General features: G+C 69.0%; 13 protein-coding genes. 7 read left to right on the forward strand and 6 right to left on the reverse strand.

Annotation, left to right across the window (positions count from 1 at the left end; genetic code table 11):
- Nucleotides 1-19 precede the first annotated feature (19 nt).
- The gene (locus AC6LKG_RS04390) at nucleotides 20-271 is read left to right on the forward strand and encodes a hypothetical protein (RefSeq protein WP_498162999.1); all 252 of its coding nucleotides are present in this window, start codon (nucleotides 20-22) and stop codon (nucleotides 269-271) included.
- A 5-nt stretch (nucleotides 272-276) separates the two neighbouring features.
- Here AC6LKG_RS04390 and AC6LKG_RS04395 read toward each other — a convergent pair whose 3' ends face one another.
- The 3 genes from AC6LKG_RS04395 to AC6LKG_RS04405 all read right to left on the reverse strand — a co-directional run bounded on the left by AC6LKG_RS04395 (nucleotide 277) and on the right by AC6LKG_RS04405 (nucleotide 2,705).
- Nucleotides 277-633 carry a hypothetical protein gene (locus tag AC6LKG_RS04395; protein ID WP_498163001.1) on the reverse strand — a complete coding sequence of 119 codons (357 nt, stop codon included), beginning with the start codon at nucleotides 631-633 and terminating at the stop codon, nucleotides 277-279.
- 78 nt (nucleotides 634-711) lie between these two features.
- Nucleotides 712-1,617 carry an aldose epimerase family protein gene (locus tag AC6LKG_RS04400; RefSeq protein WP_498163002.1) on the reverse strand — a complete coding sequence of 302 codons (906 nt, stop codon included), beginning with the start codon at nucleotides 1,615-1,617 and terminating at the stop codon, nucleotides 712-714.
- 92 nt (nucleotides 1,618-1,709) lie between these two features.
- Entirely contained in the window at nucleotides 1,710-2,705 is a 996-nt protein-coding gene (locus AC6LKG_RS04405) for an NAD-dependent epimerase/dehydratase family protein (RefSeq protein WP_498163182.1), read from the reverse strand.
- An 86-nt stretch (nucleotides 2,706-2,791) separates the two neighbouring features.
- Here AC6LKG_RS04405 and AC6LKG_RS04410 point away from each other — a divergent pair, with 86 nt between their 5' ends.
- The 6 genes from AC6LKG_RS04410 to AC6LKG_RS04435 all read left to right on the forward strand — a co-directional run bounded on the left by AC6LKG_RS04410 (nucleotide 2,792) and on the right by AC6LKG_RS04435 (nucleotide 9,422).
- On the forward strand, nucleotides 2,792-3,691 hold the full coding sequence (locus tag AC6LKG_RS04410; protein WP_498163003.1) for a LysR family transcriptional regulator: 900 nt from the start codon (nucleotides 2,792-2,794) through the stop codon (nucleotides 3,689-3,691).
- A 110-nt stretch (nucleotides 3,692-3,801) separates the two neighbouring features.
- Complete coding sequence (locus AC6LKG_RS04415) at nucleotides 3,802-4,065, forward strand: hypothetical protein (RefSeq protein ID WP_063579915.1); 264 nt, start codon at nucleotides 3,802-3,804, stop codon at nucleotides 4,063-4,065.
- A gap of 273 nt (nucleotides 4,066-4,338) precedes the next feature.
- Nucleotides 4,339-4,965, forward strand: coding sequence for a pyridoxamine 5'-phosphate oxidase family protein (locus AC6LKG_RS04420; protein WP_498163005.1), 627 nt, complete (start codon nucleotides 4,339-4,341; stop codon nucleotides 4,963-4,965).
- 167 nt (nucleotides 4,966-5,132) lie between these two features.
- The gene (gene mutS, locus AC6LKG_RS04425; RefSeq protein ID WP_498163007.1) at nucleotides 5,133-7,787 is read left to right on the forward strand and encodes a DNA mismatch repair protein MutS; all 2,655 of its coding nucleotides are present in this window, start codon (nucleotides 5,133-5,135) and stop codon (nucleotides 7,785-7,787) included.
- Nucleotides 7,784-8,977 carry a ribosomal protein uL16 3-hydroxylase gene (locus AC6LKG_RS04430; protein ID WP_498163008.1) on the forward strand — a complete coding sequence of 398 codons (1,194 nt, stop codon included), beginning with the start codon at nucleotides 7,784-7,786 and terminating at the stop codon, nucleotides 8,975-8,977. Before mutS ends, AC6LKG_RS04430 begins: the two co-directional genes overlap by 4 nt.
- Nucleotides 8,978-9,194: 217 nt before the next feature.
- Nucleotides 9,195-9,422, forward strand: a complete 228-nt coding sequence (locus AC6LKG_RS04435; RefSeq protein ID WP_498163009.1) for an endopeptidase — start codon at nucleotides 9,195-9,197, stop codon at nucleotides 9,420-9,422.
- A gap of 187 nt (nucleotides 9,423-9,609) precedes the next feature.
- Here the strand turns inward: AC6LKG_RS04435 and bamC are convergent, their stop codons facing one another.
- The 3 genes from bamC to AC6LKG_RS04450 form a co-directional block, all read right to left on the reverse strand.
- Nucleotides 9,610-10,734, reverse strand: a complete 1,125-nt coding sequence (gene bamC / locus AC6LKG_RS04440; protein WP_498163011.1) for an NlpB/DapX family lipoprotein — start codon at nucleotides 10,732-10,734, stop codon at nucleotides 9,610-9,612.
- Nucleotides 10,735-10,751: 17 nt separating this feature from the next.
- Nucleotides 10,752-11,657: a 4-hydroxy-tetrahydrodipicolinate synthase gene (gene dapA, locus AC6LKG_RS04445; protein WP_498163012.1), complete on the reverse strand. Its 906-nt coding sequence runs from the start codon at nucleotides 11,655-11,657 to the stop codon at nucleotides 10,752-10,754.
- Nucleotides 11,658-11,744: 87 nt separating this feature from the next.
- On the reverse strand, nucleotides 11,745-12,392 hold the full coding sequence (locus AC6LKG_RS04450; protein WP_498163013.1) for a site-2 protease family protein: 648 nt from the start codon (nucleotides 12,390-12,392) through the stop codon (nucleotides 11,745-11,747).
- Nucleotides 12,393-12,439 lie beyond the last annotated feature (47 nt).

Consider the following 12,439-nt stretch of genomic DNA (forward strand, 5'->3'; position numbering starts at 1 on the left):
CGACCAAGCGCTGGAACCCATGCTCTGGGGCATGGTGGCGGTCGCCCTGCTGATGCTGCGGCTGGTGCCGTTGCACGGCTGGAAGGCCGTCATCGTCGCGGGCGTCACCAGCGGGCTGGTGTTCGACACCATCCAGTTCCGGGTCGGTCCGCCGCGCATGTGGGACGAGCTGGTGCTCGGCTCCATCCTGGCCGCGCTGCTGGCGGCCGCGGTGCTGGAAACCCTCTGCCTGTTGCAGCGGCGCCTGCGCGCGCGCCGCCGCCGCGCCTGAGGCGCTCAGGCGCGCCCGTCGCGCCGGACGCGGGCGTGCGGATCGCGGATCTCGTCTTCCAGTTGCGCGATCAACCAGTCGAACCAGCCATTCTCGGTACGCGCATACACTGCCGCGGCCGGAATCTTGCCATCGCGCCAGCCCGGCTGGTGCGCGTCCATCCAGGCCGACAGGCTCTTGTGCGGCGCCAGCAGCCCAGACAGCCACGACCAGACATAGTCGGGCACGTTGCGCCGGAATCCCTTGGCGCAGGCGTAGATCGTCGGTTCCAGCGGCATGTTGCCCGAACGGGCCAGCCTGGCCTGCACCCGGCGCAGCGTTTCGGCGGCCGCCTGCAATTGTTCGGTGCTGAGCTTTTTCACGTCACGACTCCTGGATTGGGTTTTTGCCGGATTATCGCCGGAGCGTCCGCCCGTCGCCAGCGGCATCGCCGCTCGCCGTCAACGCACGGCGCGCGGCGCCTGCAGCGCCAGCAGCATCGACGCGCTGAAACGTTCCCCCGGCGCCAACACCCGCAGGCCGGTTCGCGTCTCGCCCGCCGCCGCCAGATTGAAGGCGTCGGCCACATTGGTAACCGGCTCCACGCACAGGAAATCCGCTCCCGGCGCGGAGTAGACCACCAAGTGCGCGAAAGCCGGATCGGCGTGCAGCGCCAGTTCATGGCCATCCGGCCAATGCAGCGTGGCGCGGCCGCCCCACTGCGACAGATAGGTATCGCAGCCCTCGGCCGACTGGCCCAGCTCGCGCACGTGGGTGGTCTGGCTGGCGCCGGGCAGGCCATCGGCATCGGCCGGCCAGATGCGCCGCGCATGCAAGGCCACGCGCGTCGCCGTGAAATACGGATGGATGCCACAGCCGAACGGCATCGGCGCATCGCTGTCGTTGATCATCAGGAGCGTGAGCGACAGGCCGCGCGTATCCAGCCGGTAGCGCTGCACGCATTCGAAGGCCCAGGGCCAGCCCAGCACACCGGCAGGCTGGCGCAGCACCAGGTCCACCGCATCGTCGGCCAGATGCCGCACTTGCCAGGATTGGTACAGGGCGCCGCCGTGGATCGACTGCGGCCGTCCCGGCAAGGATTGCAGCGCATGCCGCGCGCCGCCAAAGGTAAACACCCCGTCGCGCACCCGGTTCGAGTACGGCGCCAGCGGATAGGAACCGGCGCGCGGCCATTGCGCGGGCGGCCAATCCGTCTCGGCCAGCGGCACGATCCAGTCGTGCGCATCGGTCGACAGGCGCGTCAGGCGCCCGCCGCCGCCGGGCGCGAACTCGGCGCGGTGCGGGCCGTGGGCGATGGTCACGCGTTCGCTGGCATCCAGCGTCGCGGGAAAGGGCAAATCAGGCATCGGACGCTCCCGCGGCGCTGCAAACGGCCGCGTGGCGCCATTGTGCATGGCCCGGTCCGGCGCCAGCAAGCCGGATGCGCCGCCTCCCCCCTTCAGGCCGCGGCCGGCAGGCAATTCAGCCCGCGCAGCGTCGCCGCGACCGCCTCGTCCAGCGGCGTATGCGGTTCGACGCCCAGCACGCCGACCAGGCGCGCGTTGTCCATGCGCAGCGGCTGACGCCACAGGTAACGCATCTCCAGCAGCTCGCGCACGGTCTCGGAGAATGGCGCCGCCAGCCGCAGCAATCCCCACGGAAACGCGGCCACGCGCGGGTCGAGGCCGTGGCGGCGCGCCACCCGCACAATCGCCGCCGTCATCCGCGCGCCGTCCGGATCCCAATGCCCCGCCATATGCAGGGCGGTGAATGGCGCCAGCGCCTCGCGCCGCGCCAGCAGCTCGACCAGCGCCCGGCCCACGTCCGGCAGATAGCTCCACTGATGCCCCACCCCCGGCGCCCCCGGGTTGCTGATGCGCCGCAACGGCCGCCCCGGCTTGACCAGTCCTTGCGAAAACCAGTTGTTGCCGGCGCGCGGGCCGAAGAAATCGCCCGCGCGCAGCACCAGCGCGCGTGCGCCGCGTTCACTGGCCGCCCGCAGGCGGCGTTCGAGTTCCACCCGGATCGCGCCCTTGCGCGTCAGCGGATGCTGCGGCGAACTCTCGCGCAGCACCGCAAACGCATCCGGCCCATAGTTGTAGATCGTGCCCGGCAGCACGATCGTCGCGCCCTGGGCGGTCGCCACCGCAATGGTGTTGTCGATCATCGGCAACACCAGTTCGCCCCAGCGGCGATAGCCCGGCGGATTGACGGCATGCACGATCACCTCGCACCCCAGCGCCGCCCGCGCCACGTCCTGGCGATTCATGGCATCGCCGCGCAGCCACGTCATACCGTCGCGCTGCGCCGTTTCCGTCGCCAACCCGCGCGCCAACGCGCGCACGCCCCAACCGGCGTCGCGCAACCGGCGCGCCGCCTCGCCGCCAACGCCGCCCGTGGCGCCCAGCACCAGCGCGGTGCCCGGCCGGCTCGATTCGATCATCGTCATGGTCATCTCCCGTGAATCCATGGCGACCATTCTGGCGCGGTGGCCATACGAAATAAATTGCCGAACTTCGCCCTGCGGCTATACATTTATGCATGACCAAACCGATCGGCTGGGAACTCTATCGCAGCTTTCTCGCCGTGCTCGCCGAGGGCTCCCTGTCGGGCGCCGCGCGGGCGCTGGACATCACCCAGCCCACCGTGGGCCGCCACATCGTGGCGCTCGAACGGGCCCTGGGCCAGGTCCTGTTCACCCGCTCGCAGACCGGCCTGCTGGCCACCGATGCCGCCTTGGCCCTGCGCGGCTACGCCGAAGCCATGCACAGCCATGCCGCGGCCCTGGAACGCGCGGCTGCCGCGCAAGGCCCCGGTGTCGCCGGCACCGTGCGAATCTCCGCCAGCGAGGTCATCGGCATCGAGGTGCTGCCCCCGGTGCTGGCGCGCCTGCGCCGCGAACACCCGCGCCTGACCCTCGAGCTGGCCCCCACCAACCGCGTGCAGAACCTGCTGCTGCGCGAAGCCGACATCGCCGTGCGCATGGCGCCGCCGAAGCAGGACCAACTGATCGCGCGCCCGGTCGGCCATGTCGACATCGGCCTGTACGCGCGCAAAGACTACCTGCGCCGCTGCGGCACGCCCGCCACGCTGGCCGACCTGGCCGGCCACACGCTCATCGGCCATGACGCCGAAACCCCCTTCCTGCGCGGCGCCGGCAAGCGCCTGGCGGTCCCCTGGAGCCGCGACCGCTTCGCCCTGCGGGCCGACAGCGACCTGGCGCAACTGGCCCTGATCCGCGCCGGCGCGGGCATCGGCTTCTGCCAGGTGGCGCTGGCCCGCCGCGACCGCCAACTGGTGCCCGTGTTGCCCGACCATGTGTCATTCCAGCTCGAAACCTGGATCACCATGCACGAAGACCTGCGTGCCAGCCCGCGCTGCAAAACGGTGTTCGACGCGCTGGTGCAATGCCTGCTGGCCCATACGGGGGCAGCGCGCTGATACCGACGGGCCAGGCTCCGTGCCGATGCGACATGCCGCCGGGATTCGGTCTGACGTTCGGATATACTGTTCATTCATACAGTAATCCGACCGCAAGGGAGCCTCACCCCATGACCAGTCTGATCAATTCCCCACCCAGCCGCAGCATCTGGCTCAGCGCCTTCCCGCGCCTGGCCGGCGTGAAGAATGGCGACTACCTGCCCCTGCGGCGGCTGCAGGAAGCCACCGGCCTGGATGGCGGCCAGAAACTGCGCGACGTGCTGGCCGCGGCCGAACGCGAAGGCCTGCTGCTGATCGATCGCGGCGCCACGCCCGCCAGTTACCGCGCCACCTACGCGCTCGAACGCCAGGTCACGCTGTTCGCGGCCGACTAGCCCGCGGCCCGTGGCGATAGAGTGCTAACGATCCCTTGCAATGCTGTTACATCTCGGGAAATAGAATTCCCCGAAGCGCACCCTACGGAGAAAAACATGCAAGAAGACACCGCCAAGCCCGAACCCACCCGCCGCCGCTGGCCCTTCGGCTACGGCCAGGAAGGCTGAACCGGCGCCTGCCCTTGCCGGGGGCGTGTCCGCAGCACGCCGCACGCAGGTTGTCACAGGCAACGGGAATCGCTAGTATCCGCGCACACCCACCGAGCCTTCGCCATGCCCCAGGACACCAGCCATCTCATCACCGACGCCGCCGCCCTGCAGGCCCTGTATGGCGAACCAGGCGAAGCTTCCCTGAAAAAGGAAGTGGACCACGTCCACCCGCACTACCGCGCCTTCATCGAGGCCGCACCGTTCGCGGCACTGGCCACCTCGGGGCCCGACGGCCTGGATGTGTCGCCACGCGGCGATCCCGCCGGCTTCGTCGTGGTCGAGGACGAAAAGACCCTGCTGCTGCCGGACCGGCGCGGCAACAACCGCATCGACAGCCTGCGCAACATCCTCGCCGAACCACGCGTGGCGCTGCTGTTCCTGATTCCGGGCGTCAACGAAACGCTGCGCGTGAACGGCAGCGCGCGCATCAGCGTCGACCCGGCGCTGCTGCAACGGTTCGAGATGGACGGCAAGCAGCCGCGCTCGGTCCTGATCGTCGACGTACAGAAAGTGTTCTTCCAATGCTCGCGCGCCCTGCTGCGCTCGCGGCTGTGGGACCCCGCCACCCAGATCCCGCGCACGGCGCTGCCCAGCGTCGGCCGCATGCTGTCCGACCTGACCGCTGGCACCTTCGATGGCGTGGCTTACGACCGCGACCTGCCGGCGCGGGTCGCCAGCACGTTGTACTGAGACGCGCGGTTCCATGAGCCTCGTCGGCATTTTCGTGCTGGTCCACGGCATCGTCCTGCTGCCCTTCCTGGCCTGAAGGTTCCCGCGCCGGGCAACCTGGCGGGGGGGCGCCGCGCCCCCTCTGCCTCAGCTCCACCGCCCCGCCCCGGCCCGATACAATCACGGGCATGAATTCCGCAACACAGACCACCGCCGCCGAGGCCCACGCCGGCCACACTCCCATGATGCAGCAATACCTCCGCCTGAAGGCGGAGGCCGGCCCCCTGCTGCTGTTCTACCGCATGGGCGACTTCTATGAAATGTTCTACGAAGACGCGGAACGCGGCGCGCGCCTGCTCAACCTGACGCTGACCAAGCGCGGCTCGTCCAACGGGACCCCCATCCCGATGGCCGGATTGCCAGTGCACGCGATGGAGCAGTACCTGGCGCGGCTGGTGGCGATGGGCGAGTCCGTCGCCATCTGCGAGCAGATCGGCGATCCCGCGGCCTCCAAGGGCCCGGTCGAGCGCCGCATCGTGCGCATCGTCACCCCAGGCACGCTGACCGACGACGCGCTGCTGCCGGCCAAGGCCGACCGCGCGCTGGCCGCGGTGTTCGTCACCGGCAACGCGCGCGCGCCGCGCGCCGGGCTGGCCTGGCTGAACCTGGCCAGCGGCGACTTCCGCGTCACCGAATGCGCGCCGGCGCAGCTCGAATCCGAGCTGCATCGCATCGCGCCGGCCGAGATCGTCTGCGCCGACAGCGCCGAATTCGACTTCCCGTTCGAAGGCGCGCGTTCGCGCGTGCCGGACTGGCACTTCGAAAGCGACGGCGCCCACGCGCACCTGCTGGCGCATTTCAAGACCGACACGCTGGCGGGCTTCGACATCGAAGACATGCCGGCCGGCATCTGCGCCGCTGGCGCACTGCTGCGCTATGCCGCCCGCACCCAGTCGCAGGCGCTGGCGCACGTGCAGAGCCTGTCGGCCGAGCGGCCTGGCCAGTTCGTGCTGCTCGATCCGGTCACGCGCCGCAACCTCGAACTGACGCAAACGCTGTCGGGCGAGGATTCGCCCACGCTGTTCTCGCTGCTGGACGGCTGCCGCACGCCGATGGGCAGCCGCCTGCTGCGCCGCTGGCTGCACCATCCGCTGCGCGACAACGCTCCGGCCCAGGCCCGCCAGCACGCCATCTCGACGCTGCTGGCCGGCCGCATGGACGTCGAACAGACCTTCGGCTCTGCAGGCTTGCTGGAGACGCTGCGCGGCGCGCTCAACGCCTTTCCCGACATCGAACGCATCGCCGCGCGGCTGGCGCTGCGCTCGGTGCGCCCGCGCGAACTGGCCAGCCTGCGCGACGCGCTGCAGGCGCTGCCCGCATTGCGCGACCTGGTCGCGCCGATGGCCGCCGCGCCGCGCCTGAACGACCTGGTCTCGCACCTGTCGGTGGACCCGGCGCTGGCCGCCCTGCTGGTGCGCGCCATCGCCGCCGAACCGGCCGTGGCGATCCGCGACGGCGGCGTGCTGGCCGCCGGCTTCGACGCCGAACTCGACGAACTGCGCGCCCTGGCCGCCGACGGCGGCGACTTCCTGGTGCAACTGGAAGCGCGCGAGCGCGAGCGCACCGGCATCGCCAACCTGCGCGTCGAATTCAACCGCGTGCATGGCTTCTACATCGAAGTCACCAAGGGCCAGACCGCCAAGGTGCCCGAAGACTACCGCCGCCGCCAGACGCTCAAGAATGCCGAACGCTACATCACCCCGGAACTCAAGACCTGGGAAGACAAGGTGCTGTCGGCGCAGGACCGCTCGCTGGCGCGCGAGAAGTGGCTGTTCGAGCAGTTGCTGGACGTGCTGGCCGAACACGTGCGGCCGCTGTCCGACTGCGCCGGCGCGCTGGCCGAACTGGATACGCTGGCGGCATTGGCCGACCACGCGCGGCGCCACGACTGGATCGCGCCCGAACTGTCCGAGCAGGCCGACATCGACATCGACGCCGGCCGCCATCCGGTGGTCGAACAGGCCATCGAACGCTTCACGCCCAACGGCTGCCGCCTCGATCCCGCGCGCCGCATGCTGCTCATCACCGGCCCCAACATGGGCGGTAAATCGACCTACATGCGGCAGGTGGCATTGATCGTGCTGCTGGCGCGCATCGGCAGCTTCGTGCCGGCGGCGCGCGCCCGCGTCGGCCGCATCGACCGCATCTTCACCCGCATCGGCGCCGCCGACGACCTGGCCGGCGGACGCTCGACCTTCATGATGGAGATGACCGAGGCCGCCGCCATTCTCGCGGCCAGCACGCCCAACAGCCTGGTGCTGATGGACGAGATCGGCCGCGGCACCTCCACCTACGACGGCCTGGCGCTGGCCTGGGCCATCGCCTGCCGCCTGCTGGCGCACAACCGCGCCCTGACGCTGTTCGCCACCCACTACTTCGAACTGACGCGCCTGCCGGCCGAGCAGCCCGCTGCGGCCAACGTGCACCTGGCCGCGGCCGAGTCGGCCGGCGGCATCGTGTTCCTGCACGAAGTGCGCGAAGGCCCGGCCAGCCGCAGCTACGGGATCCAGGTGGCGCAGCGCGCCGGCGTGCCCGCCGCCGTGATCCGCCAGGCCACCCGCGAACTCGAACGGCTCGAAGCGCAAGGCGCGCCCACGCCGCAGCTCGGCCTGTTCTCGGCCGCGGCCGAGGCCGACGCGCAGGCTTGCGCCGAAGCCGACCGCGCCGACGCCATCGAGGCGCTGGACACGCTGCGCGAGGAACTCGCCGGCATCGACCCCGACAGCCTGACCCCGCGCGAAGCGCTGGACGCCCTCTACCGCCTGAAGAAGCACCTGCAATGAACCTCGACCATCCCCTGCCGCTCTTGGGCAACCAGAGCCCCAACGACTTCATGCGCCGCTACTGGCAGAAGAAGCCGCTGCTGATCCGCCAGGCCATCCCCGACTTCAAGCCGCCGGTGACCATCGCCGCGATCAAGAAGCTGGCGCGCCGCGACGACGTCGAATCGCGTCTGATCTGGCGCGAGAATGGCGAATGGCAGATGGAAAACGGCCCCTTCGCCCGCCTGCCCAAGGACAACGAAGGCGACTGGACCCTGCTGGTGCAAAGCGTCGACCTGCACAGCGACGCCGCGGCCGAACTGATGCAGCAGTTCCGCTTCATTCCCGACGCGCGGCTCGACGACGTGATGATCAGCATCGCCAGCCACGGCGGCGGCGTCGGCCCGCACTTCGACAGCTACGACGTGTTCCTGCTGCAGGCGGCCGGCGAGCGCGAATGGCGCTACGGCCGCCAGAAAGACCTGTCGCTCGAACCCGGCCTGCCGCTCAAGATCCTCAGCCATTTCCAGCCCGAGGAACAGGCCGTGCTGGCGCCGGGCGACATGCTCTACCTGCCGCCGCAGGCCGCGCACGACGGCATCGCCGCCGGCGATGGCTGCATGACCATCTCCATCGGTTTCCGCGCCCCCACGCAGGCCACGCTGGCGCGCGGCCTGCTCGAAGCCGCCGCCGATCAGGTGATGGCGCGCGTCGGCCTGCTGGGCGGTCCCTACGGCGAACCGGCGCTGCCCGGTCCCAAGCTGTCGGCCGTCTACCGTGATCCGGCCCAGGCCGCCGTGGCCACGCCGGCGCAGGTGCCGGATGCGCTGGTGCAGGCCACGCTCGACACCGTCAGCAAGCTGCGTTTCGACGACGCGCTGGCCTCGCGCTTCCTGGGCTGCTGGCTGACCGAGCCCAGCAACCTCAGCGTGTTCGACGGCCCTGAAGGCCTGGACGTGGACCTGGAAGACGACTGGCCCGCCCGCGGCAGGCTGGTGCTGGACCGCCGCAGCCGCATGCTCTATCGCGGCAAGCAGCTTTTCATCAACGGCGAAACCGCCATGACGCCCGCGACGCCCGCGCTATGCAAGCTGGCCGATGCGCGCAGCCTGGACTGCGCCGATCCGGCCTGCGCACGCCTGTCGGACGAGGCGCGCGCCTGCCTGGCGGACTGGCTCGACTCGGGCTGGATCCATTACGTCGCCTCGTAGTATCCGGAAACCTGCGCGTATCCGTCTTGCACAGAACGCAATGAGGTCTATGCGCAGGGTCACATAAAGCAAGACATCACACCGCGCGGAAAGGTTTGTTGCCGTTGGGATGCGACCTTTTTAACTTTCACACTCGCAAGGCTTACGCGTTCCTGTAGCCTGGATTCTGGTTTCCCCTGACGGGGTTTCAAGAGTCGTCATCTACAGGAGTCCAAAAATGATGAGCAAAACCTTGATTATTGCGTCGGTGCTGGCGGTCTCGCTCAGCGCGTGCAACAAGAAGGAAGATGCCCCGGCCCCCGCGAACAACCCCACGCCGGGCGCCAGCGCCCCGGCGCCTTCCAGCACGCCGCCGGCCACCTCGCCGGCGCCCGCTCCTGCCCCGAGCAGCACGCCCGGCGGCGGCTCCAATGCCCCAGGCGGCGCGACCACGCCCGCTTCCTGATCAGCAAACACCCCCGCCCTGATCCAGGAACACAAGACCCCGGCCCCGCGCCGGGGTCTTTTTTTTGTGCGCGGGCCATCGCGCCCTGAACGCGCCATGCCGGCCCATGCCTGCGCGGCCAAAAGAAAAGGCCCCGGAGGGGCCTTTACGGGTCCATGCGGGCGCCAGGGCGCCCGCCGGAGCGGCATCACATCTTGTCTTTCAACACGCTCAGCAAGCGTTGTGCGGTGGCGCTGTTGTCGCGCGTGCCCTTGGCATCCAGGACCGTCACGTTGGTCTGGTCGCCGCTGGCGCTCAGGTGGATGCGGTACTGCGGCGCCTCGGCCTTCTTGTCGCCCGAGAACATGCGGCTGAAGAAGCCCGGCTGGTCGATCTTCTCGCCGGTGTCGGTGTCGACGTAGCGCACGTAGTAGTCGCCGGCGGAACGGTCGCGGTCTTCGACCGAGAAGCCGCCGCTGTCCAGCGCCACGCCGACACGGCGCCATGCGCGGTCGAACGATTCGCTGACGATCAGGGCCGCGCCCTGGGCGCGCACGTCCTGCTGCACCGCCGGCTTTTGCGGCGCGGCCTCGGCCTGCTGCACCAGCTTGCGGGCGTTGTCGACGTCGGTACCCAGATAGACCATCATGCGCGCCAGCATGGCGGCGTTCAGGCCTGGATCTTCCTTGCCGTTCTGCCACTGCACCTGCATGCCATCGCCGCCCACGCGCTTTTCGAGCATCTGGCGGTGGCTGACGAAGATTTCGGTGTGGCCGTTGACCCGCTCGACGCGGGTGCGGAATTTTTCGCGCTCGCCGCTATCCCAGGCCGATTCCAGCACCGCGCCCAGGGCCTGGCGCAGCCAGCTTTCCGGGATCTTGGCGCGGTTCTCCGCCCAGTCGGTTTCGATCAGGCCGGCGGCCGGGTTGTTGCTGGCGACGGTAAAGCCGTTTTCGGTCCAGAAGTCGACCAGGCGCGGGAACACGTCCTCGGGCGGGCGATCGACCACCAGCCAGCGCAGGTCGCCGTCACGCTCGACGCGCATGTCCTGGCGGCCGGGCAGCACATTGCTGGTCTTGGGGGCGCTGGCTTGCGCCTGGCCCTGCTGCTGGAACTGCGAGTAGGTGGTGGAGCCCGAGGCCGGCGCACGGTAGCGCGGATCGCTGGCGGCCTGGGTCAGGTCGGGCGGGATGCTCAAGGGCTCGCCACGCTGGGTGACGGCGCTCTTGTAATTGACGGACTCTTCATTGCCCAGGAATTGGTTGACCTCGCTGCAGCCGGCCAACAACACCAGAGACATCAATGCCGACAAACCGGCATGACGCTTGTTCATACGTATCCTCACGATATTTAGAGCAGGCCCGTTTCCTGGAGCGCGCGACGCACCGTTTCGTGGTGCTGCGCGCCCAGTTCCACCAGCGGCAACCGGTAGCCCAGTGCGGTGCGGCCCATTTCGGCCAGCGCCCACTTGACGGGGATGGGGTTGGCTTCAACGAACAAAGCCTTGTTCAGACGGGCCAGATGCGCATTAAGTTCACGCACCTTCGGCACGTTGCCCGCCAGGGCGGCGGCACACAACTCACGCATGAGCCTGGGCGCCACGTTGGCGGTGACGGAGATGTTGCCGCGCGCGCCCAGCAGGATCAGGGCGGCGGCGGAGGGATCGTCGCCGCTGAACACCTGGAAGCTGGCCGGCGCCTCGCGCAGCAGCAGGCCGCCGCGGGCGATGTCGCCGGTGGCGTCCTTGATGCCGATGATGCCCGGCACCTGCGCCAGGCGCAGCACCGTTTCGTTGCTCATGTCGGCCACGGTGCGGCCCGGCACGTTGTACAGGATGGTCGGCAGGTCGACCGTTTCCGCAATGGTGCGGAAATGGCGGTACAGGCCTTCCTGGGACGGCTTGTTGTAGTAAGGCACCACCGACAGCCCGGCCTGCGCGCCCACGGCCTTGGCGTGGCGCGTGAGGTGGATGGCTTCGTCGGTGGAGTTGGCGCCGACGCCGGCAATGACGGGGATGCGGCCCGCCGCATGCTCGACCGCCACGCGGATCAGTTCCGCGTGCTCTTCCATGGAGACCGTCGGCGATTCCCCGGTGGTGCCCACCACCACCAGTGCATCGGTTCCTTCCTGGATGTGCCAGTCGATCAACGACCGGTAGGCAGCGTAGTCCAGGCTGCCATCGGGCTGCATCGGGGTGACGAGGGCCACCATGCTGCCCTGGAAATTAACGCCTGCGGCGGTTGCAGGGGATGCCATAAATGAAGGGCTCCAAAGCCCCATGGCGGGATGCCCCAGGGCCAGAATCAGTGAAACCGCTGAGTTTAACGGATATTGGCCAAATTCCTACAGAAACCACTGGACGATCGCCGTCCCCAAAGCCAATACCGGACGCATCAATATCCACAGCACGTCGGTGACCAGCAGCACCACCACGATGACCAGGCCGTAGGGCTCGATCTTCGAATACTGCCAGGCCAGGCGGTTCGGCAGCAGGCTGAAAAGGATGCGTCCCCCATCCAGCGGCGGGATCGGCAGCAGGTTCAGCGCCATCAGCACCAGGTTGACCTGCACGCCGGCCATGGCCATCTCGAACCAGAAGCTCTCCTGCATGCCGGTTTCCAGGAACAGGCGCAGCGAAAACACCCACAGGATGGCCATCAGCAGGTTGGCGGCGGGCCCGGCCAGCGCCACCCACAGCATGTCTTTCTTGGGACGGCGCAGGCGGCCGAAATCCACCGGCACCGGCTTGGCCCAGCCGAACAGCATGCCGGGGCTGCCGAGCAGCTTGGAGGTCAGCAGGATCACCACCGGCACCAGCAACGTGCCGACCGGATCGATGTGGCGCGCCGGGTTCAGGCTGATGCGCCCCGCCTGGTAGGCGGTCGGGTCGCCGAACATGCGCGCCACGTAGCCGTGGGCGGCCTCGTGCAGGGTGATGGCAAAGATGACCGGTATCGCGTAGACCGCGATGGTTTGGATGATGTCGTTCATGGCGAACCGGATTGTAGAGGAGCCGCGTGAAGAAATGCGCGGCGGGC

The organism is Achromobacter sp. 46006 (genome assembly GCF_059761975.1).

What these genes read in the sequence shown, in the direction of transcription:
- AC6LKG_RS04390 (WP_498162999.1), top strand. Translation starts at nt 20, where the DNA reads ATGCTCTGGGGCATGGTGGCGGTCGCCCTGCTGATGCTGCGGCTGGTG.
- AC6LKG_RS04400 (WP_498163002.1), bottom strand. Translation starts at nt 1,617, where the DNA reads ATGCCTGATTTGCCCTTTCCCGCGACGCTGGATGCCAGCGAACGCGTG.
- AC6LKG_RS04405 (WP_498163182.1), bottom strand. Translation starts at nt 2,705, where the DNA reads ATGACCATGACGATGATCGAATCGAGCCGGCCGGGCACCGCGCTGGTG.
- AC6LKG_RS04410 (WP_498163003.1), top strand. Translation starts at nt 2,792, where the DNA reads ATGACCAAACCGATCGGCTGGGAACTCTATCGCAGCTTTCTCGCCGTG.
- AC6LKG_RS04415 (WP_063579915.1), top strand. Translation starts at nt 3,802, where the DNA reads ATGACCAGTCTGATCAATTCCCCACCCAGCCGCAGCATCTGGCTCAGC.
- AC6LKG_RS04420 (WP_498163005.1), top strand. Translation starts at nt 4,339, where the DNA reads ATGCCCCAGGACACCAGCCATCTCATCACCGACGCCGCCGCCCTGCAG.
- mutS (WP_498163007.1), top strand. Translation starts at nt 5,133, where the DNA reads ATGAATTCCGCAACACAGACCACCGCCGCCGAGGCCCACGCCGGCCAC.
- AC6LKG_RS04430 (WP_498163008.1), top strand. Translation starts at nt 7,784, where the DNA reads ATGAACCTCGACCATCCCCTGCCGCTCTTGGGCAACCAGAGCCCCAAC.
- AC6LKG_RS04435 (WP_498163009.1), top strand. Translation starts at nt 9,195, where the DNA reads ATGATGAGCAAAACCTTGATTATTGCGTCGGTGCTGGCGGTCTCGCTC.
- bamC (WP_498163011.1), bottom strand. Translation starts at nt 10,734, where the DNA reads ATGAACAAGCGTCATGCCGGTTTGTCGGCATTGATGTCTCTGGTGTTG.
- dapA (WP_498163012.1), bottom strand. Translation starts at nt 11,657, where the DNA reads ATGGCATCCCCTGCAACCGCCGCAGGCGTTAATTTCCAGGGCAGCATG.
- AC6LKG_RS04450 (WP_498163013.1), bottom strand. Translation starts at nt 12,392, where the DNA reads ATGAACGACATCATCCAAACCATCGCGGTCTACGCGATACCGGTCATC.